Here is a 22018-nt window from a genome sequence, read left to right as displayed (position 1 = left end):
TTCCGATCCGCCGCAAGCAGACCTGATCGTCTGGTAGTGCCGGCCGCTGGCCGGCAACCTCACGATTCCATGATGGGCATCTGCCGGCCAGCGGCCAGCACTACCGCATGCGACGCCATACGCGAATCGCTCTGGTGGGTGCCGACCTTGGTCGGCACAGTGCAGGCAGCATCGCGATCTGACAGATGGTGCCAACCAAGGTTGGCACCTGCCAATTCCGAGCGGTGTCGGCGATTCCGATCCGCCGCAAGCAGACCTGATCGTCTGGTAGTGCCGGCCGCTGGCCGGCAACCTCACGATTCCATGGTGGGCATCTGCCGGCCAGCGGCCGGCACTACCAAATGCCACGCCATACGCGAATCGCTCTGGTGGGTGCCGACCTTGGTCGGCACAGTGCCGGCGACATCGCGATCTGACAGATGGTGCCAACCAAGGTTGGCACCTGCCAATTCCGAGCGGTGTCGGCGATTCCGATCCGGCGCAAGCAGACCTGACCGTCTGGTAGTGCCGGCCGCTGGCCGGCAACATCACAATCCCATGGGGGGCATCTGCCGGCCAGCGGCCGGCACTACCAAATGCGAGGCCGTGCGCAACGCAGGCTTCCGCCCTCAGGTATTGGCCGGCGAACTCAACGGCGGGCGCACCAGGTCGCGGTGGAAGAAATAGATTTCCTGCACCAGGAAGCGCCAGCTGGTGTGGAAGCTGCGGAAGCGCGTGCTGGGCGTGGACGAGGCCAGCGCATCGATGCCGAGCGCCTTGCTCAGGCGCAGCGCGCGCGCCATGTGCAGCGGATCGCTGACGACGATCACCCGGTGCAGGCCGCGCTGGTCCATCAGCCGCTTGGCTTCAACCAGGTTCTGCACGGTATTGCGCGAAGCGGTTTCGATCAGGATCGCATCGTCCGGCACGCCATGCTTCAGCGCATAGCGCCGCGCCACCTGCGACTCGGAGAAGCGCGCACCGGTGCCGCCATAGCCACCGGTGAAGATCAGCAGCGGCGCATAGCGTGCTTCATACAGATCCAGCCCGTGGCGGATGCGTTCTTCGAACACCGGTGACGGCTTGGCGTCATAGGCGGCCGCACCCAGCACGATGATGGCGTCGGCCTTGGCGGCCTGGTCGCGTTCACCCACCCAGACGATCCAGGCGGTCACGCCCAGCAGCCAGATCACCAGCAGCACGAACAGCCGCCACAACCAGCCCAGCAGGCCGGTGCGTTCGCGGTGCCGCCCGCGGCTCACGCCGCCCCCCAGCGCAGCGCTGGCAGGTCGACGTTGCCGCCGGACAACACCAGGCCCACGCGCAGGCCGGCGAAGCGCTGCGGCTGCGCCAGCACCGCAGCCAGCACGGTGGCCGAAGAGGGTTCCACCACCTGCTTGAGCACGTCCCACAGCAGGCGCATCGCCGCCAGCGTCGCGGCGTCATCGACCACGATCACCTCGGCGCCGGCGGCGCGCAGCAACTCGAAATTGGGCGCGCCGATCAGGGTACGCAGGCCATCGCAGATGGTGTCCGGGGTGAACGCGCCCTGACGCTCGCCGATGGCCAGCGAGCGCGCGGTGTCATCGGCACCGGCCGGCTCGGCCAGGATCAGCCGGGGCTGCGGACTGGCGTGCTGCAGGGCCAGCGCGGTACCGCTGGCCAGGCCACCGCCGCCCACCGGCACCACCAGCGCGTCGAACGGGCCGTCGCTGTGCAGCAGTTCCAGGGCCGCGGTGCCCTGCCCGGCCATCACCGCCGGGTTCGTATAGGGATGCACCAGGGTTGCACCGGTATCGGCCTGCACCTTGGCGCAGGTGGCCTCGCGGTCGGCGATGGTCGGCGGGCAGCGCCAGAGCGTGGCGCCGTGGCGGGCGATGTTGGCCAGCTTGGCGGCCACCGCCCCCTCCGGCACCACCACATGGCAGGGGATGCCCCGGGTGCGTGCGGCCAGGGCCAGCGCGGCGCCGTGGTTGCCGGAGGAATGGGTCACCACACCAGCACTGGCGCAATCGGCATCCAGCGACCACACCGCATTGCAGGCACCACGGAACTTGAATGCGCCACCACGCTGCAGGTGCTCGGCCTTGAACGCCAGCTGTGCGCCGGTCATCGCATCGAGCGTGCGCGAGCGCAGCACCGGGGTCACGCTGGCATGCGGGGCAATCCTCGCAGCAGCAAGCAGGACATCATCGGCGCGGGGCAACAGTGAATCGCTCATGACGCAAGATTAACGTATGCCCCCGCGCTGGCGACCGGGGCACAGGTCATGCCAGCATGCAGGCCTACGCCTCCATTCATCCTGGCCAGCCGAATTAAGGGCCGATTCAATGCCCGCGCACGAAGCTGGCTGCACATCCGTCCTCTGGGGGGACCCACCATGAAAATGCGCCTGTTGCTTGCCGGTGGCCTGTTGTTGGGCCTGACTGGCTGCACCACCTACGACTATGTAGGCGGTGGCCGCGGTGGCGGCTACTACCACGGCGCGCCGTCGGTGGAGTACCGCTACCCGGCCGGCTATCCCTACAACTACGGCTACCCGTACTACGGTGGCTATGGCGGCTATTACGGCGGCTATGGCAACCCGTACTACTCGCGCCCGATCTACCGCCCGCCGCACAACCACCGCCCGCCGCCGCGTCCGCCCGGCAACGGTGGCGAGAACCGTCCGCCGCCGCCGCCGCGGCCGTCGTACAACGGCGGTTCCCCGTGGCGGAACATGGATTCGATGCGCCGCCCGCCGCAATCGAACATGCAGCCGCCGTCGCCCGCGCCGCAGGCCCGCCCGGCCCCGGCACCGAGTGCGCCGAGGATGAACGGTTCCCCCTGGCGCAACATGGATCGTGCGACGCAGCGCACAGTTGAGCGCTGAACCGTCTTGCATTTCACACGGTCCAACCCGCAATCTACGCGGACAGTGACGGCCCGCGTCACAAAGTGACAAAAACGACACGGGCCGCCGCAAAAAGCTCTACGTCGATATCCGACAGGAACATCTGGATCCCCCCTGTTCCGGCCCTGTCGGATGTCGGCACCTCTGAAGGCAGACGGCCCCGCAATGCGGGGCCGTTTGTTTTGCCGGGCCGCCAACCGGCGAGAGCCCCAGCGTCGGTGGATCCACGCCATGCGTGGACCGGGCCTTTCCCGGCACCCCAAAAAAACAGGGCCGGACAGTCCCCCGACTGCCGGCCCTCTGCTCCCCCACCGTGCGCCTGTACCGGCCCCTGTTCCAATTCCGGTCACGGGCGCCTACGGCGCCAGCCACGGTGGGTGCTATTGGGTTATCTGCAAAAATCCTGCCAACTTTAGGGCTGATTTCGGCGCCGGCCGGCCGGTACCGACGTCCCGGCCCCGAATGGCGCTAAAATCGCCACCCCGGCGCCGCCCCCCGGCCGCGCCCGCCCCCAGCTGAACAGCCCCCATGAATCCGTCCTTCCATCGTTACGACGTCATCGTCATCGGCGGTGGCCACGCTGGCACCGAAGCCGCGCTGGCCGCGGCCCGCACCGGCGTGCGCACCCTGCTGCTGACCCACAACATCGAAACGGTGGGCGCGATGAGCTGCAACCCGGCCATCGGCGGCATCGGCAAGGGCCACCTGGTCAAGGAGATCGACGCCCTGGGCGGTGCGATGGCGCATGCCGCCGACCGCGCCGGCATCCAGTGGCGCACGTTGAACGCCTCCAAGGGCCCGGCCGTGCGTGCCACCCGTTGCCAGGCCGATCGCAACCTGTACCGCATGGCGATACGCGCCATCGTCGAAGGCCAGGCCAACCTGACCGTGTTCCAAGCCGCAGTGGACGATCTGGTCATCGAAGGCGACGCCGTGCGCGGCGTCATCACCCAGACCGGCCTGCGTTTCGACGCCGGGGCCGTGGTGCTGACGGCCGGTACCTTCCTCGCCGGCAAGATCCATGTGGGCCCCACCCAGTACGCCGCCGGCCGCATGGGCGACCCGCCGGCCACCACGCTGGCCGCGCGCCTGCGCGAGCGCCCGTTCCAGGTGGACCGCCTGAAGACCGGCACGCCGCCGCGCATCGATGGCCGCTCGCTGGACTACAGCGTGATGGACGAACAGCCCGGTGATTCCCCGCGCCCGGTGATGTCCTTCCTCGGCTCGGTGGACGAGCATCCGCAGCAGGTCAGCTGCTGGATCACCCACACCACCGAACAGACCCACCAGATCATCCGCGACGCGCTGCATCGCTCGCCGCTGTACAGCGGCCAGATCGAAGGCATCGGCCCGCGCTACTGCCCGTCCATCGAGGACAAGGTAGTGCGCTTCGCCGAGAAGGCCAGCCACCAGATCTTCGTCGAACCCGAAGGCCTGGGCATCGTCGAGATCTACCCCAACGGCATCTCCACCTCGCTGCCGTTCGACGTGCAGCTGGAGATGGTGCGCAGCATCCGTGGTTTCGAGAACGCGCACATCACCCGCCCCGGCTACGCGATCGAGTACGACTTCTTCGATCCGCGCGGGCTGAAGGCCTCGCTGGAAACCAAGCTGGTCAACGGCCTGTTCTTCGCCGGCCAGATCAACGGCACCACCGGCTATGAAGAAGCGGCCGCGCAGGGCCTGCTGGCCGGCCTCAACGCCGCACGCCAGGTATGTGGACTGGATGGCTGGTGCCCGCGCCGCGACGAGGCGTACCTGGGCGTGCTGGTGGATGACCTGATCACCCACGGCACCAACGAGCCCTACCGCATGTTCACCAGCCGCGCCGAATACCGCCTGCAGCTGCGCGAGGACAATGCCGACCAGCGCCTGACCCCCGCCGGCCGCGAAATGGGCCTGGTGGATGACCATCGCTGGAGCGCGTTCGAAACCAAGCAGGCCGCCGTCGCCGCCGAGCGCGCGCGCCTGGGCGCACTGTGGGCGACCCCGGCCAATGCACTGGGCCGCGAGGTACAGGACACGCTGGGCGTGGCGGTCAGCCGCGAAACCAATGTGCTGGACCTGATCAAGCGCCCCGAGCTGGATTACGCGCAGCTGATGCAGGTGCCGTCGTTGGGCCCGGCCGTGGCCGACGCCAAGGTGGCCGAGCAGGTGGAGATCGGCGTGAAGTACGCCGGCTACCTGGATCGCCAGCGCGAGGAGATCGAGCGGCAGCAGCGGCACGAAGCCACGCCGATCGCTGAAGCCTTCGATTATGCGACGGTACGCGGGCTGTCGGCCGAAGCGCTGCAGAAGCTGGAGCGCGTGCGCCCGCAGACCATCGGCCAGGCGCAGCGCATCCCGGGCATGACCCCGGCAGCGATCTCGCTGCTGCTGGTGCATCTGGAGCGGGCGCGCCGCGGCCGCGTGGCATAAGCGGTCGCACCTGCTTCTGGTGGGGGCCGACCTGGGTCGGCACATGAGTCTGCCCTGGTGGGTGCCGACCTTGGTCGGCACGAATCATCAGATCGCGATGCTGCATGCATTTGTGCCGACCAAGGTCGGCACCTACCGGAGCGGAAGGCACACCCACATTGGCGGGCCCGTTACCGCGCGTCCGCGCCACCACCCAGCACCTTGAACAACGTCACCCGGTTGCCCGCTTCCTGCTGCTGCAGGGCGATCAGGTCCTGCTGCGCGGCATACAGGCTGCGCTGCGCATCCAACGACTGCAGGTAGCCATCCAGTCCGGTGCGGTAGCGCGCATCGGCCAAGGTGTAGCTGCGCTGGCTGGCGGCCACCAACGCGCGTTGCGCATCGATCTGCGCGGCCAGGTGATCACGCGTGGCCAGCGCATCGGCCACTTCGCTGAAGGCCTGCTGGATCGCCTTCTCGTACTGCGCGATGCCGATGTCCTTGCCGATCTTCGAGGCATCCAGCGACGCCTTCAGTGCGCCGGCATGGAAGATCGGCGCGGTGATGCTGGGCACGAACGACCAGCCACGGGTGCCGGCCGAGAACAGCGTCGACAACGCGGTGGAGCTGTGCCCGTAGTTGGCAGTCAACGTCAGCGTCGGGAAGAATGCAGCGCGCGCGGCACCGATATCGGCGTTGGCTGCCTGCAACGCATGCTCAGCGGACAGCACGTCCGGGCGCTGCAGCAACACGCTGGAGGGCAGGTTGGCGGGCAGCGGAGCCAGCGCGACGCTGCCTTCCAGCACCTGCGTTGTCGGCAGCAGGGCCGGATCCAGCGGCGCCCCCGCCAACAGCTGCAATGCATCACGATCCTGCGCCTGCTGCGTCTGCAGCTTGGCGAGCGCGCCGCGCGCGGCTTCCACGCTGGTCTGCACCTGCGACAGGTCCAGGCCCGAGGCCACCCCCTGCGCATGGCGGGCCTCGGTGCGCTGCAGGGTCTGCTGCTGGCTGTCCAGGGTCTGTTGCGTGAATGCCAGCGACTGCCCATCGGCGGCCAGCGCCAGCCACGCCGTCGCCACTTCGGCGACCAGGCTGGTGCGCGCGGCGCGCTGGTTCTCGGCGCTGGCCAGCCAGTTCTGCAGCGCCTCGTTCTTCAAGCTGCGGATACGCCCGAACAGGTCCAGCTCCCAGCTGCTGATGCCCACCTGCACGGCATCGGATTCGGTCACCTGGGTGACGCCGGTCTCGCTGTTGGCATCGCTCACCCGCGAACGGGTGACACTGCCGCTGGCATCCACCGACGGCAGCAGTGCCGCGCGCTGGATGCGGTACTGCGCGCGCTCCTTCTCCACCTGCAGCACCGCCACGCGCAGGTCGCGGTTGTTCTGCAGCGCCAGCGCGATGACCTGCTGCAGGCGCGGTTCCAGGAACACGTCGCGCCAGGCCGGCATCGCCAGTGCCGGTTCGGCCGCGCCGATGGCGGCATTGCCGAACTGTGCCGGCACCGGCGCCTCGGGTCGCTGGTAGTGCGGGGCCATGCTCACGCAGCCGCCCAGCACGGCGGTCATCGTTGCGGCCGCCAGGGCGCGCAGCAGCGTCGGCTTCATGGGCTTGTCTCCGGGACAGTGGCGTCGGCCGGCGCGCGGCCCGGGAACAGGCGGCGCACCAGCAGGTAGAACAACGGCACGAAGAACATGCCCAGCACCATCGAGGCCACCGTACCACCGGCCACGCCGGTACCCAGCGAACGGCGCGCGGCCGAACCGGCCCCGGTGGCGAACACCAGCGGCAACACGCCCATCAGGAACGCCAGCGAAGTCATCACGATCGGCCGCAGCCGCAGGTAAACCGCCTGCAGGATTGCGTCGCGGGTGTCCCTGCCCTGCTGTTCGAGGATGCGCGCGAACTCGACGATCAGGATGCCGTTCTTCGCTGCCAGACCAATCGTGGTCAGCAGGCCGACCTGGAAGTACACGTCGTTGTTGAGGCCACGCAGGTTCATCATCAGCACGGCGCCGAACACGCCCACCGGCACCGCCAGCATCACCGCGAACGGCACCGCCCAGCTTTCATACAGCGCGGCCAGGCACAGGAACACGAACAGCAGCGAGATGGCGTACAGCATCGGCGCCTGGTTGCCCGACAGCTGTTCCTGGTAGGCCATGTCCGACCAGGCATGGCTGAAGCCTTCCGGCAGCGTGTCGGCCAGGCGCGCGATCTCGGCCATCGCCTCGCCGGAGCTGACGCCCGGTGCCGGCTGGCCGGTGATTTCCATCGCCGAGATGCCGTTGTAGCGCTGCAGTGCGGCCGGCGCGCTGGTCCAATGCGTGCTGATCAGCGACGACAGCGGCACCATCTGCCCGGCCTGGTTGCGCACGCTCCAGCGCTCGATGTCCTGCGGCTGCATGCGTGCTTCGGCGGTGCCCTGGATGAACACCTTCTTGATGCGCCCCTTGTAGATGAAGTTGTTGACGAAGTCGCCGCCCAGCGCCGCGTTCAAGGTGTCATTGATGTCCTGCGGGCTCACGCCCATCGCCTGCGCCTTGGCGTCGTCCACCTTCACCGCATACACCGGTGCATCTTCCAGGCTGGCATAGCGCACGTTGACCAGCTTCGGGTCCTTGGCGGCTTCCTTCAGCAGCGTGTTGCGCGCGGCCACGGCGGCGGCATGGCCTGCACCGCCTTCGTCCTGCAGTTCCAGGGTGAAGCCACCCGCATCGCCGAGGCCCAGGATGGCCGGTGGCGAGGTGATGAACACCTGCGCATCGGGCACGCTGGCCATCGCCCGCGTCAAGCGTGCGGCGATGGTATCGGCGTCGTCCTTGCGGTCATCCCAGTCCTTCAGCCGGATGAAGGCCTGGCCGACGTTCTGGCCGCTGCCGGTAACACTGAAACCGGCGGTGGCCTGGATCGAGAGCACGCCGTCGTCCTTCACCGCGACGGCACTCAGACGATCCATCACCGCCCGCGTCTGCTCCAGCGTGGAACCGGCCGGCAGCTTCACCAGCGCGTTGAGCATGCCCTGGTCTTCATCGGGCAGGAACGCGCCCGGCAGGTGCCACAGCAACAGGCCGGTGGCCACGCTCAGCACCAGGTAGAACAGCACGCCGAGCGTGCGGCGGCCGAGGAAGCCATCCACGCGGTGACGCAGGCCGTTGGAGGTGCGCTCGAAGCGGTGGTTGAACCAGATGAAGAACTTGCCCAGCAGGCTCGGCTCGCCACCGTGGTCGCCATGCGGATGGCCGCCCTTGGGAATCTGGTGCAGGATGCTGCCACACAGTGCCGGGGTGATGGTCATCGCCACCAGCACCGACAGGATCATCGCGGCGGCGATTGTCACCGAGAACTGGCGATAGATCACCCCGGTTACACCGCTGAAGAACGCCATCGGCAGGAACACCGCGGTCAGCACCAGCACGATGCCGACCAGCGCGCCGGTGATCTGGCCCATCGCCTTCAGCGTGGCCGGCTTCGGCGCCAGCCCTTCGAAGGTCATCACCCGCTCCACGTTCTCCACCACCACGATGGCATCGTCCACCAGCAGGCCGATGGCCAGCACCAGTGCGAACATGGTCAGGGTGTTGATCGAATACCCGAATGCAGCCAGCACGCCGAACGTGCCCAGCAGCACCACCGGCACCGCGATGGTCGGGATCAGCGTGGCGCGCCAGTTCTGCAGGAACAGGTACATCACCAGCACCACCAGGATGATCGCCTCGATCAGGGTGATCACCACTTCCTTCAGCGAAATGGTCACGAATGGCGTGGTGGTGAAGGCCACGTGGGCGGTGTAGCCATGCGGCCAGTACTTCTGCAGCTGCTGAAGCCGTGCATCGATGGCCTTGGAGACGGCGATCGCGTTGGCACCGGCATTGAGTTCAATGCCCAGCGACGCCGACGGCTTGCCATTGAAGGTGCTGATGCTGTCGTAGCTTTCCGGCCCGAGGCCGATCTTTGCCACGTCGCCCAGACGCACCACGCTGCCGTTGGCATCGGCCTTGAGCACCACCTGCGCGAACTGCTCGGGCGTGTGCAGGCGGCTGCGCGCGGTTACCGTGGCGTCGAGCTGCTGGCCCTTCAGCGCCGGCTGGCCACCCAGCTCACCGGCGGAGACATCGGTGTTCTGTGCCTGCAATGCGGTCTCGATGTCCGAGGGCATCAGCGCGTACTGGCGCATCTTCTCCGGATCCAGCCAGATGCGCATGGCGTATTCCTGGCCGATCGGCTGGATGTTGCCGACACCGCTGACACGGCTGATCTGGTCATCGATGCGCGCTTCCATGAAGTTGGCGACATCGAAGTTGTCCATGCTGCCGTCTTCGCTGGTGAACGACAGCACCTCGAAGATCGAACCACTGGACTTGGTGATGGTCAGGCCGTTCTGCTGCACCGCCTGCGGCAGCGTGGCCATGGCGGCCTGCAGCTGGTTCTGCACCTGCACCTGCGCGGTATCCGGATTGGTACCGGTGGCGAACACCAGGTTGACCTGCGCCGAGCCGTCGGAGGCACTGGTCGAGGTCATGTACATCAGGTGATCGAGGCTTTGCTGGGACTGCTCGATGACCTGGGTGACCGCGTTTTCCACGGTCTGCGACGAGGCGCCGGTGTAGGTGGCGCGGATGGTGATGGTGGGCGGGGCGATCTGCGGGTAGCGGTCCACCGGCAGGATCAGGATCGCGAGCAGGCCGAGCAGGCTGACCGCGATGGCGATCACCCAGGCGAAGATCGGCCGGTCGATGAAGAAACGAACCATGTGGGCCAGGCCTCAGTGCGACTTTTCGTCGGTGTTGCCGTTCGGATCGACCGCCGGCATCGCCGCCAACTGCGCCGTCGTGGCCGCCACCGCTTTCACCTGCTGGCCGAGCGATACCGCGCTGCCGTTGCTCACGATCACCCGTTCGCCAGCCTTGAGGCCGCTGGTGATCTGCCACTGGTTACCGACCACCTGGCCGGTGCTGACGCGGCGCTCGACCACATGATCCTTGGCGTCGAGCAGGCGCAGCAGCGGTTCGCCGCGCTCGTTGCGCACCACCGCCTTCTGCGGCACCAGCAGGGCACGCGCGTCGGTGGCCATCGGCAGCACCGCCTTCAGGTACATGCCCGGCAACAGCAGGCCGTCCGGGTTCGGAATGACCGCGCGCAGCTTCACGTTGCCGGTGCCCGGATCCACTGCGCTGCCGACGAACTCCAAGGTGCCTTCATGCGCGTAGGTGCTGCCGTCCTCCAGCAGCACCTTTACCTGTGCCTTGCCATCGATGGCCTTCACCAGGCCCGCATCGAGCTGCTTGCGCAGCGCCAGCATCTGCGTGCTGGACTGGGTGACATCCAGGTACACCGGGTCCAGCCGCTGGATGGTGGTCAGTGCCGTATCCTGGCCGGCCGCGACCAGCGCGCCGGCGGTGACGCTGGAGGTGCCGATGCGGCCGTCGATGGGGGCGGTCACCCGGGTGTAGTCGAGGTTGATGCGGGCAGCCTGCAATGCAGCGCGCGCGGCAATCACGTTGGCCTGCGCCTGCTTCAATGCCGAGGTGGCATCGTCGGCGTCCTGCTTGCTGGCTGCATCCATGCTCACCAGCGTGCGGGTACGCTCGGCCTTCGGCTGTGCCGACAACACGGTAGCCTCGGCCTGCGCCAGCTGCCCGCGCGCGGTATCGAAGGCCGCCTGGTACGGTGCCGGGTCGACCTGGTACAGCAGCTGCCCTGCCTTGACCTGCTGGCCTTCGGTGAACAACCGCTGGCGGATCAGGCCGCCGATCTGCGGCCGCACCTCGGAGATCTCGAACGGCAAGGCACGGCCGGGCAAGGTCTGCTGGAGTGCCAGCGGCTGCGCGCGGGCGATGATGACGCCCACTTCGGGCATGGCCGGGGCATCGGTCCTGCCCGCCGAACAGGCCGCCAGGGCCAGCAGCAGGGGCAACAGCAGGGGACGCGGGGAACGGGACAGCGGGCGCAGGAGGGACATGGAGGGCGTGGGGGCCTTTCGTTGACCCGTGCACGCTGCCGTGAAACTGTGCAGAGAATATGGAGATTGTGCGACGGGCTCAGCTGGCGCTTGCTTTCGGCGCCGCATGCGCCGCTAATGGCCTTCGCGATGGCGAAGTTCCAACTCAAATTCGGCCTGACCGCGAAGACCTTCCTCGCGATCTTCACCGCCTGCCTGCTGGTGCTGGCAGTGAACGGTGTTGCCAGCCGCGTGGCCTTCCAGACCGGCTTCCTGGACTACCTCAACGACCAGGGCGACCTGCGCATGCAGCGGCTGATGCCACACCTGCAGCGCGAGTACCGCGAGCACGGTGGCTGGGAGCATCTGCACGGTGATGGCGACCGCTGGGCGCGGCTGCTGCGCCCGGACCTGGCCCATGGGCACGAAGGACCGGTGCCGTCGCTGTCCGACCAGACCGGCGTGCCGTCGCGCCTGGGCCTGTTCGACGCGCAGCACCGTTTCGTGGCCGGCAACCCCGACGCCACCAGCGATGACGAGCCGCATGCGGTGCAGGTGGACGGGCAGACCGTCGGTTGGCTGGGCATGGTGCCGTTCCAGACCGTCATCGCCACCAACGACCTGAATTTCTACAACACCCAGGTGCGCGCCTGGTGGGTGATCGGCATCGCGCTACTGCTGGTGACGGTACTGCTGGCCTGGCTGGTATCGCGTGCGCTGCGCCAGCGCCTTGCCAAGCTGGCCGCTGCCACCCACCGGTTGGCCGCCGGTGACTACGCCACCCGCATCGAGCGCACCAGTGACGATGAGCTGGACGCGCTGGTCAACGACTTCAACCGGATGGCGCAGGCGCTGGACGATACCGAACGCAACCGCCGCGCCTTCATTGCCGACATCTCGCATGAGCTGCGCACGCCATTGGCAGTGGTGCGCGCCGAGCTGGAGGCGATCGAAGATGGCATCCGTCCGCTGGACCGGGCCAACCTGGTGGGCCTGCAGGGCGAGATCCGCCAGCTGGGCAAGCTGATCGACGACCTGCACGACCTGTCGATGACCCAGTCCGGCGGCCTGGCGTACCGCTTCGCGCCACTGGACATGGTGGCGCTGCTGCGCAGCGAACTCAATGGCATGCGCGTGCGCTTCGCCAATGCAGGCCTGGCGTTGGAAGAAGACCTGCCCGCCACGCCGTTGCAGGTGTCCGGTGACGAACGGCGCCTGCAGCAGGTACTGGCCAACCTGCTGGAAAACGCACTGCGCTACACCCATGCCGGTGGCCGCGTACGCGTGCAGGCAGCGCGCGTGCCTGCCGGCGTGCAGCTGGTCGTGGAAGACACCGCGCCGGGCGTTCCGCCCGACAAGTGTGCACTGCTGTTCGAACGCTTCTACCGCGTGGAAAGTTCGCGCAACCGCGCCAGTGGCGGCAGCGGGCTGGGCCTGGCCATCAGCCACAACATCATCCTCGCCCACCACGGCGTCATCCACGCCGCGCCCTCGCCGCTGGGCGGGCTGCGCGTGGTCATCACCCTGCCGGAGCCTGCATGAGTGCGTCGCCCGCCACGTCCACGAAGATCCTGATCGTCGAGGACGAGCCACGCCTGGCCTCGGTACTGCGCGACTACCTGGCCGCCGCCGGCATGGCCAGCGAGTGGGTGGACGACGGTGGCCAGGTGATCGACGCGTTCGTGCGCTACCAGCCCGACCTGGTGCTGCTGGACCTGATGCTGCCGCAGCGCGACGGCGTGGACCTGTGCCGCGAACTGCGCGCCGGCAGCGACGTACCGGTGATCATGGTCACCGCACGGGTGGAAGAGATCGACCGCCTGCTGGGCCTGGACATCGGTGCCGACGACTACATCTGCAAGCCGTTCAGCCCGCGCGAAGTCGTCGCGCGGGTGGTGGCGGTACTGCGCCGCTATCGCCCGGATCCCGCTGCACGCGCCAACAGCGGGCTGCACATCGACGAACCGGCGGCACGCGCCACCTGGAACGGCAAGGGCCTGGACCTGACGCCGGTGGAGTACCGCCTGCTGCGCACCCTGCTGGCCACGCCAGGCCGGATCTGGGCGCGCGATGAGCTGCTCGACCGCCTCTATCTGGACCATCGCGTGGTGGTCGACCGCACCGTCGACAGCCACGTGCGCAACCTGCGCCGCAAGCTGGCCGATGCCGGCATGGAAGGCGAACCGATCCGTTCGGTGTACGGGATGGGCTACAGCTACGAACCCTAGCCGGTAGTGCCGGCCGCTGGCCGGCAACCGCAGAATTCCAAGTGCGCCCGTGAGCTTGCCGGCCAGCGGCCGGCACTACCGGTGCGCACTTGCGTTACAGTCGAGAACGCTCGACATCAACGAATCACGACGGCATGGACGACATCCACCCGATCGCGCCGGACAAGCGCGCCGCCATCCTTTCCACCCTGGCTGACATCGAACAGCGCTACGACGTACGCGTGCTGCTGGCCTGCGAGTCGGGCAGCCGCGGCTGGGGCTTTTCCTCGCCCGACAGCGACTACGACGCGCGCTTCATCTACGTGCATCGCCAGCCTTGGTATCTCAGCGTCAACGAGAGCACCGGTCCCGGCGAAGCGCAGCGCGATGTGATCGAACTGCCGATCGACGATGAGCTCGACGTGAGCGGCTGGGACCTGCGCAAGGCACTGCGACTGGTTTCAAAATCCAATCCGACCCTGATCGAGTGGCTGCGCTCGCCGATCGTCTACCAGCAGGATCAGGCGGCGGTGTCACAGTTGTGGGAAGCAGCGAAAGCGTTCCATTCGCCGCTGGGCACGTGGTGGCACTACTTCAACATGGCGCGCTCGAACCATCGCGGCTACCTGCGTGGCGAAACGGTGCGCACCAAGAAGTACCTGTACGTGCTGCGCCCACTGCTGGCCTGCCAGTGGATAGAGCACGAACAGACACCCCCGCCGATGGCCTTCGAGGATCTGCTGGACCGGCTGCTGCCAGACGGTGCGGTGCGTGAAGTCATCGATGCCCTGCTGGCGGTCAAACGGGCCAGCGCCGAGGTCGCCGCCGGGCCGCGCATTGCGGCGATCAGCGACTACATCGATCGTGAACTGGCCATCCGGACTGCGCAGGCGCCACAACTGCCCGCCGGACGAGGTGATGCTGCGTGGCTGGATGAGCTGTTCCGGCAGATGCTGGCCGAGCACGCGCCTGCATGAAGAGCCGCACCTGCCGCTGGTAGTGCCGGCCGCTGGCCGGCAACCACGGAAATCCAGGCGTGCCGCGCGGTTGCCGGCCAGCGGCCGGCACTACCACACGGGTATCATCGTCGCGAACGCCCTGATTTCCGGAGACCCCGATGAACCCGCTGCGCCCCTTCCGCGACAAGATGCCCATCCTCGGCGAGCGCGTGTACATCGACCCGTCGTGCACGATCATCGGCGACGTGGAACTGGGCGACGACGTGTCGGTGTGGCCGGGCACGGTCATCCGCGGTGACGTCAATTACGTACGCATCGGTGCACGCACCAACGTGCAGGACGGCACCATCATCCACGTCAGCCACCACAGCCCGTACAACAAGGCCGGCTACCCGACCCTGATCGGCGAAGGCGTGACCGTCGGCCACGGCTGCATCATCCACGCCTGCACGATCGGCGATTACAGCCTGATCGGCATGGGCGCCTGCATCCTCGACGGTGCCCGCGTGGAGCGCCATGGCTTCGTCGGCGCCGGTGCGGTGATCGGCCCCGGCAAGGTGGTGGGCGAAGGCGAGCTGTGGGTCGGCAACCCTGCCCGGCCGGCACGCACGCTGAGCGACAAGGAGATCGAGTCGCTGCACTATTCGGCCGACCACTACGTGCGGCTGAAGGACGAATACCGGGGCTGAGCAGCCAACGCTGCCGCGCGGCTCTGCTAAAGTCTGGGCCCGACCAGGACCTGTCGAGACCCCCATGCCTGTGGTTGCCAGCCGGAGAGGACTCCGGCGCCCACAACGAAGGCCACCGCGCTGATGGCCGCACCGATGCTCGATACCTACCGTGAGGTGGTGACGCCGGAGGGTGTGCTGCTTCAGTTGCCGGTAGCCGGACCGCTGCCGCGGGCCATGGCCTGGCTGGTCGATCTTGGCGTGCGCATCGCGGTACTGGTGCTGATGGCGATTCCGCTGGCGGTGCTGGACGAATTCGGCTCCGGCCTCAACCTGGTGCTGATGTTCCTGGTCTACTGGGTCTACCCGATCGTGTGCGAGGCGCTGTGGGGCCGTACCCTGGGCAAGCGCGCGCTGGGCCTGCGCGTGCTGTCCCGCGATGGCGCGCCCGTGGGCTGGATGGCGGCGATCACCCGCAACCTGCTGCGCACGGTGGACATGCTGCCGTTCGGCTATGCACTGGGCCTGGTCAGCAGCCTGTTCGATCCGCACGGCCGCCGCCTCGGCGACCTGGTGGCCGGCACCGTGGTGGTGCACGCGCCTGTGCTGTACCTGCCGCCGCCACCTACCATCGACAGCGTGCTGGCCCCGCCGCAGCCACTGCGGCCGGAGGAACAGGCCGCGCTGATGGCCTTCGCCGAGCGCGCGCCACGGCTGTCGGCGGCCCGCCAGCAGGAGCTGGCCGGCATTGCCGAGCCCCTGACCGGCACCCACGGCCAGGTCGCCGTGCTGCGCCTGTACGCCATGGCCAACTGGCTGCTGGGGCGGCGATGAAACAGGAACAGTTCGTCGCCCGCTACCAGCAGGAATGGCAGGAGCTGGAACAGTGGCTGCTGCTGCGTGCCGGCGCCTCGCGCCGCGCGCGCCGCAAGGCCAGCGGCCTGGCACTGGACGATACCGCCGTCCCGCAGCGCTACCGGCGCCTGTGCCAGCAGCTGGCGCTGGCCCGCGAGCGCGGTTACAGCCCGCAGCTGGTCCAGCGCCTGCAGCAGCTTATGCAGCAGGGCCACAGTGTGCTGTACCGCACACGGCCGACGCGCTGGCGCGCCGCGCTGGAATTCCTCGTGGCCGACTTCCCGCTGCTCGTGCGCAGCCAGGCACGCAGCATGTGGGTGGCGCTGGCGATGTTCGCGCTGCCGGCAATCGCCTGCTTCGTGCTTGTACAGGTCTACCCGGACCTGATCCACACGTTGATGGACAACCGCCAGATCGCCGCGATGGAGCGCATGTACGACCCTGCCGCCGAACGACTGGGCCGCGACAGCGGTACCGACTGGATGATGTTCGGCCACTACATCCTCAACAACATCAGCATTGCCCTGCGCACCTTCGCCAGCGGCCTGCTGGCCGGGCTGGGTACGCTGCTGGTGCTGCTGTTCAACGGCGTCACCATCGGCGCGGTGGCCGGCCACCTGCAGCACATCGGACACGGTGGACCATTCTGGCGCTTCGTGGCCGGCCATGGCGCGTTCGAGCTGACCGCGATCGTGATCGCCGGCGGTGCCGGCCTGCAGCTGGGCATGAAGCTGCTGGCACCGGGCCGGCGCAGCCGCCTGGACGCGCTGGTCGACGGTGGCCGCATCGGTGCGCGGCTGTGCCTGGGCGTGGCGTTCATGCTGCTGGTCGCAGCCTTCATCGAAGCGTTCTGGTCGTCGATCGCTGAAGTCCCCGCATGGACCAAGTTCGGCGTCGCCGGAGTGCTCTGGGCCGGCGTGCTGCTGTGGCTGTGGCGTGGCGGGCGTGGAGGCGGCCATGCGCATTGACCGTCTGGACGTGGTGCTGCGTGCACGCAGCGGCTGGGAAGCTATGGAGCTGGGCAGTGCCCTCGCCCGCCGCCATGCGCGCGCCGTGTGGGGCAGCTGGCTGCTGGCCAGTGCTCCGTTGTTCGTGATCTTCAACGCGCTGGGATGGTGGCTGGATGCCTTCGGCTGGGCCTGGCTGGCGATGTGGTGGTGCAAGCCACTGTTCGAGCGTGCGCCGCTGTATGTGCTGTCGCGCGGCATCTTCGGCGAACCGGTCAGCACACTTTCGGCCCTGCGTGCGCAGCGTCACTGGGGCAACACTGGTTCCTGGGGCTACCTGGGCTGGCGTCGCTTCAGCGTGCTGCGCAGCCTGTGCCTGCCGGTGAACCTGCTGGAAGGCAACGCACCGGGCCAGCGCGGTCCACGCCGCCGTGCGGTGGCTGCCGGCGCCGCAGGTGCGGCGACAGTGCTGACCGTGACCTGCATGGCGTTCGAAGCGGTGCTGGTGTCCGGCGCCATCGGTGCAGTGTTCATGTTCATGCCACTGGACCTGATGTCCGAATCCTGGCGTGCGGCCTGGGACATGATCGGCAAGGACACGCCGGCATGGGCACGCTTCGGTTTCAATCTGGCCAGCTGGCTGGCCTCGGCGCTGATCGGCCCGTTCTTCGTCGGTGCGGGCTTTGGCCTGTACTTGAACCGGCGTACGCAGATGGAAGCCTGGGACGTCGAAATCGCCCTGCGCCGCCTGCGCGATCGCCTGCTGCCGGCGGCATCGACGCTGGCGCTGCTGCTGTGCCTGGCACTGCCGCTGGTCTCCGCCCCGGTGCATGCGCAGGACGCAGATGCCGAGCCCGAACGTGCCATGGGCAAGCCCAACGACCATGGCATCGATGCCGAGGAAGGCAACGAAGCACCGACCATCGACCCGGCCAACACGCCGGCCACCATCTTCGGTGGCACGCCGGTGGACACCGCCGGTTTCCGTCAAGCGGTTAACCGCGCCTATGAGGACCCGCTGCAGCGCCCGACCCGCGAGGTCACCCGCTGGAAGCCGATCGAGCAGGCCGAGGAAAAAAAGAAGGAAGACAAGCAGCTGCAGCGTGACACCAACAGCAAAGGTGAACGCAAAGCGCGCAGGGACGGCATCGCTTGGCTGGCACGGCTGGCCGAATGGGGCCTGTGGGGCCTGCTCGGCATCCTGCTGCTGGTGCTGCTGCTGACCGCGCGGCTGTGGCTGCCATGGCTGCGTGGCAGTGGCCGGCGCAAGGCCGACGCTGCACCGGAGGTGCTGGAGGAACAGGTGGAGTTGCCGGTGGTGCTGCCGCCGGACGTGGCCACCCAGGCTGGCCTGCTCTGGGACCAGGGCCGGCCGCGGCAGGCGCTGGCCCTGCTGTACCGCGCCAGTGTGCGCACGGTGGGCGAGCGCAGCGGTATCGCGCTTCCACCCGGTGCCACCGAAGCGCAATGCCTGCGCGCGTCGCGGCGCATGCCCGAGGCCAGCGACCGTGACCTATTCGCGCGCATCGTGCGCATGTGGCAGTACGCCGCCTACGGTGGCCGCCTGCCCAGCCGCGCCGATTTCGATGCATTGGCCGATACCCTGCGCCAGCAGTACGGGTGGCAGGCATGAGTCCGCGCCTGTTCTGGTCGCTGCTGCTCGGTGCATTGGTGCTGTTCGGTGTACCGCTGACCATCCTCTACCTGCGCACGCACGAACGGGTGACCGAGACGATCCGGCTGCCGCCACAGGGCGAAGCCGCCTACAACCCGCTGTACGTACTCGGCCAGGCGCTGCGCGCCGATGGCATTGACGTGCACTCGCGGCCACGGCTGGAACTGCAGCAGATGGCACTGGGGCCGAACGATACGGTGGTGCTGCTGCAGGACAGCAGCGAACTGCCGCCGCCCGTTGCCAGCGCGCTGCTGGACTGGGTCGACGGTGGCGGCCACCTGCTGGTACGTACACCGCCGCCGGCCGAGGACGATGCCGGCAGCACGCAGGGCCCCTTGCTGGACCGGCTGGGCGTGGACAGCCTGTTCCAGCGCAGCGACTGCCAGCCGTTCCATGTCGACGACGATCCTGGCCACGTCGAATTCTGCGGTGGCCGTCGCTTCACCCTGGGTTTTGCCGCCAGTGCGCAGGCCGAACGTCGCTGGGGCACGGATCGCGACCTGGTGTTCGCGCGCCTGCGCCATGGCCAGGGCAAGGTGAGCGTGCTGGCCGACATGGAGTTCATGCGCAGCGAGGTGGACTCACCGGCGGCGCGCCTGGCCTCCGCAGGGGGCAAGGCCAGCGACGGCCTGCACGACGCGTCGCATCGCGACCTGACCCGCTACCTGCTCGATCCGAACTACGGCAAGGGTGCGGTCTGGCTGGTCTATGCCAGCCGCCCGCCGTCGCTGTGGTCGCGCATGTTCTATCAGGGTTGGCCGCTGTGGGCACCGTTGCTGCTGGCCCTGCTGGGTTGGCTGTGGGGCCGCTCGCAGCGCTTCGGCAGCCTGCTGCCGTCGCCGGTTCTGGAACGCCGTTCGCTGCTGGAGCACGTGCGCGCCAGTGGTGAACTGCTGCTGCGTTTCGGCCACGGCGCGCGCCTGTACGAGGCCGTACTCGCCCTGTTCCTGCACCGCCTGCGCCTGCGCGCACCGATTGCCGCCGCACTGGATGGTGCGCCGCGCGATCAGGCCATCGCCGAGCTGCTGAAGTGGCCGCAAGGCCGCGTTGCCAGCGCGCTCACGCCCCCTCCGCCGCACGATTCCTCCGCCCTGCGCGAGCGCATCCGCTTGCTGCTCCAGATGAGATCCCTGCTATGACCGAAGTCCCCGAGCTGCCGGCGGCCGCCAACGCCCGCCTGATCGAACGCGTCGATGCCATCCGCGATGCCGTCGGCCACGCCTTCATCGGCCAGGCTGATGTGCTGGACCAGATCCTGGTGGCCCTGCTGGCCGGTGGCCACGTGCTGATCGAGGGCGTGCCCGGGCTGGGCAAGACCCTGCTGGTGCGCGCGCTGGCACAGGCCCTGGAACTGGATTACGGCCGCGTGCAGTTCACCCCCGACCTGATGCCCAGCGACGTCAGTGGCCACGCGGTGTACGACCCGAAGAGCGAGAGCTTCAAGATCCGTCGCGGCCCGGTGTTCACCAACCTGCTGCTGGCCGACGAGATCAACCGCGCACCGGCCAAGACCCAGTCGGCGCTGCTGGAAGTGATGCAGGAAGGCCAGGTGACCATCGAAGGCAAGGCCTTCACCCTGGCGCCGCCGTTCATGGCGCTGGCCACGCAGAACCCGCTGGAGCAGGAAGGCACCTACCCGCTGCCCGAAGCACAGCTGGACCGCTTCCTGCTGAAGGTGCTGATCGACTACCCGCAGCTGGAGGACGAGAAGCGCATGGTGACCGCGATCACCAGCGGCCGCGCCGCCAGCGATTTCGACCTGAGCCAGGTGCCGCGCGTGCTCGGTGCCGGCGAACTGCTGGAACTGCAACGTGCCACGGCGGCGATCACCGTCGATGACGAAGTGATCGACTACGCGGTGCGGATTGTGGCGGCCACGAGGCAGTGGCCGGGTATCGCGGTCGGCGCTGGCCCGCGTGGCAGCATCGCGCTGGTACGTGCCTCGCGCGCGCAGGCGGTGTTGGCCGGCCGTGACTTCGTCACCCCCGACGACGTGCGCGACATCGCGCGCCCCGCGCTGCGCCATCGCATCGCGCTGGCACCGGAACTGCAGATCGAAGGCCAGGACGCCGACGACGTGCTGGGTGCACTGCTGGCCAAGGTGGAAGCACCGCGCCGATGAGGCCGGCCCCGCTGCTGCTGGCGCTGCTGCTGGCCTGGGCCGCCCTGGGTGGCCTGGTGCTGGGCGGCCTGCTGCCGCGCTGGAGCTGGGCGCTGGCGGCGGTGGCGATTGCCGTGCCAGCGTTGATGGATCTGTGGCGGCAGACGCGGCGTCCATCGCCGCAGATCCAGCGTGAGCTGCCCGAAGCGCTGGCACTGGGCGTGCGCCGCGAGGCCGCGCTGCGGCTGCAGGCGGACGCATCGATGACGGTGCAGGTGTTCGACCTGGTCCCCGGCGGCTGGCCGCTGGAGTCGCTGCCGCAGCGCGTGCGCCTGAAGCCCGGCAGCGCGTCCACCCTGCACTACCACCTGCAGCCGCTGCAGCGCGGGCGCTTCCGCTTCGACGGCGTGCACCTGCGCATGCGCTCGCCATGGCGGCTGTGGTGGCAGCAACGCACGCTGCCTCCCGTGCTGGACGTGCGGGTCTATCCGAACTTCGTACCGCTCACTCGCTTCGCCCTGTTCAGTGCCGACCAGGCCTCGCGGCTGGTCGGCGCACACGTGAAGCGCCGCCGTGGTGAAGGCACCGACTTCCACCAGATGCGCGAGTACCGCATCGGCGACAGCCTGCGCCAGCTGGACTGGAAGGCCACCGCGCGTGCGCGCAAGCTGGTCTCGCGCGAGTACCAGGACGAGAAGAACCAGCAGCTGCTGCTGATGCTCGACAGTGGCCGCCGCATGCTGGCCAGCGAAGGCGGGCTCTCGCACTTCGATCATGCATTGAACGCCTCTCTGGTGGTGGCCTACCTGGCGCTGCGCCAGGGCGATGCTGCCGGCCTGTTCGCCACCGGTGGCGAGCGCCGCTGGGTGGCACCGCAGCGTGGCATGGGCACGGTCGAGCACCTGCTGCGTGCCAGCTACGATCTGCAGCCGCGCGCGGTGGCCACCGACTACCTGGCCGCCGCCACCGAAGTGTCGCTGCGCCAGCGCCGGCGCGCGCTGGTGATGCTGGTCAGCAACGTGCGCGACGAAGACATCGAGGATCTGCTGGCGGCGGTGCGCCTGCTGCAGAAACGCCACCTGGTGTGCGTGGCCAGCCTGCGCGAGCGCGAACTGGATGCTGTCCTCGATGAAGAGGTGCAGTCGCTGGAGGACGCGGCACAGGCCGGCGCCGCGGCGCTGTACCTGCAGCAGCGCGCGAAAGCGCATGAAGCGCTGCGCAGCGAGAAGGTGATGGTGCTGGACGTGACCGCCGACGCCCTGCCCGGTGCACTGGTGGAGCGCTATCTGGCGGTGAAGCGCGAAGGGTTGCTCTGATACCGGGAGCGGTTGCCGGCCAGCGGCCGGCACTACCGACACATCGCTCTGGTAGGTGCCAACCTTGGTTGGCACGAAAC

General features: G+C 68.3%; 17 protein-coding genes. 12 read left to right on the top strand and 5 right to left on the bottom strand.

The window, feature by feature from the left end:
• Positions 1-608: 608 nt before the first annotated feature.
• Positions 609-1253 (bottom strand): YdcF family protein, encoded by a 645-nt coding sequence (locus AC5P5S_RS12625; protein ID WP_024958800.1) that lies wholly within the window; start codon positions 1251-1253, stop codon positions 609-611.
• Positions 1238-2200, bottom strand: coding sequence for a pyridoxal-phosphate dependent enzyme (locus AC5P5S_RS12620; protein ID WP_062605422.1), 963 nt, complete (start codon positions 2198-2200; stop codon positions 1238-1240). The genes AC5P5S_RS12625 and AC5P5S_RS12620 overlap by 16 nt, the downstream gene beginning before the upstream one ends.
• Positions 2201-2359: 159 nt before the next feature.
• Here AC5P5S_RS12620 and AC5P5S_RS12615 point away from each other — a divergent pair, with 159 nt between their 5' ends.
• Both AC5P5S_RS12615 and mnmG read left to right on the top strand, forming a co-directional pair.
• Positions 2360-2851: a hypothetical protein gene (locus tag AC5P5S_RS12615; protein ID WP_062605420.1), complete on the top strand. Its 492-nt coding sequence runs from the start codon at positions 2360-2362 to the stop codon at positions 2849-2851.
• A gap of 549 nt (positions 2852-3400) precedes the next feature.
• Positions 3401-5290 carry a tRNA uridine-5-carboxymethylaminomethyl(34) synthesis enzyme MnmG gene (gene mnmG, locus AC5P5S_RS12610; RefSeq protein ID WP_088611075.1) on the top strand — a complete coding sequence of 630 codons (1890 nt, stop codon included), beginning with the start codon at positions 3401-3403 and terminating at the stop codon, positions 5288-5290.
• A gap of 170 nt (positions 5291-5460) precedes the next feature.
• On the opposite strand, the gene smeC is transcribed toward mnmG, so the two are convergent.
• From smeC to smeA, 3 genes are read right to left on the bottom strand one after another with little or no spacing between them, the layout of a single operon-like run.
• On the bottom strand, positions 5461-6876 hold the full coding sequence (smeC, locus tag AC5P5S_RS12605; RefSeq protein WP_062605417.1) for a multidrug efflux transporter outer membrane subunit SmeC: 1416 nt from the start codon (positions 6874-6876) through the stop codon (positions 5461-5463).
• Entirely contained in the window at positions 6873-10022 is a 3150-nt protein-coding gene (gene smeB, locus AC5P5S_RS12600) for a multidrug efflux RND transporter permease subunit SmeB (RefSeq protein WP_062605415.1), read from the bottom strand. The genes smeC and smeB overlap by 4 nt, the downstream gene beginning before the upstream one ends.
• Positions 10023-10034: 12 nt before the next feature.
• Positions 10035-11231, bottom strand: coding sequence for a multidrug efflux RND transporter periplasmic adaptor subunit SmeA (smeA, locus tag AC5P5S_RS12595; RefSeq protein WP_062605413.1), 1197 nt, complete (start codon positions 11229-11231; stop codon positions 10035-10037).
• Positions 11232-11348: 117 nt separating this feature from the next.
• Between smeA and baeS the strand changes: the two genes are divergently transcribed.
• The 10 genes from baeS to AC5P5S_RS12545 all read left to right on the top strand — a co-directional run bounded on the left by baeS (position 11349) and on the right by AC5P5S_RS12545 (position 21938).
• Positions 11349-12752 (top strand): sensor histidine kinase efflux regulator BaeS, encoded by a 1404-nt coding sequence (gene baeS, locus AC5P5S_RS12590; RefSeq protein ID WP_062605412.1) that lies wholly within the window; start codon positions 11349-11351, stop codon positions 12750-12752.
• Complete coding sequence (locus AC5P5S_RS12585; RefSeq protein WP_062605410.1) at positions 12749-13438, top strand: response regulator; 690 nt, start codon at positions 12749-12751, stop codon at positions 13436-13438. Before baeS ends, AC5P5S_RS12585 begins: the two co-directional genes overlap by 4 nt.
• A gap of 134 nt (positions 13439-13572) precedes the next feature.
• Positions 13573-14394 (top strand): nucleotidyltransferase domain-containing protein, encoded by an 822-nt coding sequence (locus AC5P5S_RS12580; protein ID WP_005411529.1) that lies wholly within the window; start codon positions 13573-13575, stop codon positions 14392-14394.
• A gap of 140 nt (positions 14395-14534) precedes the next feature.
• A complete protein-coding gene (locus AC5P5S_RS12575) occupies positions 14535-15065 on the top strand; it encodes a gamma carbonic anhydrase family protein (protein WP_005411530.1) in 531 nt (176 codons plus the stop codon).
• A 123-nt stretch (positions 15066-15188) separates the two neighbouring features.
• The gene (locus AC5P5S_RS12570; RefSeq protein ID WP_005414811.1) at positions 15189-15878 is read left to right on the top strand and encodes an RDD family protein; all 690 of its coding nucleotides are present in this window, start codon (positions 15189-15191) and stop codon (positions 15876-15878) included.
• Positions 15875-16867 carry a stage II sporulation protein M gene (locus tag AC5P5S_RS12565; protein ID WP_005411532.1) on the top strand — a complete coding sequence of 331 codons (993 nt, stop codon included), beginning with the start codon at positions 15875-15877 and terminating at the stop codon, positions 16865-16867. Before AC5P5S_RS12570 ends, AC5P5S_RS12565 begins: the two co-directional genes overlap by 4 nt.
• Complete coding sequence (locus tag AC5P5S_RS12560; RefSeq protein WP_049397698.1) at positions 16857-18479, top strand: DUF4129 domain-containing protein; 1623 nt, start codon at positions 16857-16859, stop codon at positions 18477-18479. Before AC5P5S_RS12565 ends, AC5P5S_RS12560 begins: the two co-directional genes overlap by 11 nt.
• Positions 18476-19660, top strand: coding sequence for a DUF4350 domain-containing protein (locus AC5P5S_RS12555; protein ID WP_049397689.1), 1185 nt, complete (start codon positions 18476-18478; stop codon positions 19658-19660). Before AC5P5S_RS12560 ends, AC5P5S_RS12555 begins: the two co-directional genes overlap by 4 nt.
• Entirely contained in the window at positions 19657-20643 is a 987-nt protein-coding gene (locus AC5P5S_RS12550) for an AAA family ATPase (RefSeq protein WP_005411535.1), read from the top strand. The genes AC5P5S_RS12555 and AC5P5S_RS12550 overlap by 4 nt, the downstream gene beginning before the upstream one ends.
• A complete protein-coding gene (locus tag AC5P5S_RS12545; RefSeq protein ID WP_049397688.1) occupies positions 20640-21938 on the top strand; it encodes a DUF58 domain-containing protein in 1299 nt (432 codons plus the stop codon). Before AC5P5S_RS12550 ends, AC5P5S_RS12545 begins: the two co-directional genes overlap by 4 nt.
• The last annotated feature ends 80 nt before the right edge of the window (positions 21939-22018 follow it).

The sequence above is a fragment of the Stenotrophomonas sp. YJH_SMC_54 genome (genome assembly GCF_059368435.1).
Note: the sequence above shows the minus strand (reverse complement) of the source record. Positions and strands in the feature narration are given on the sequence as shown.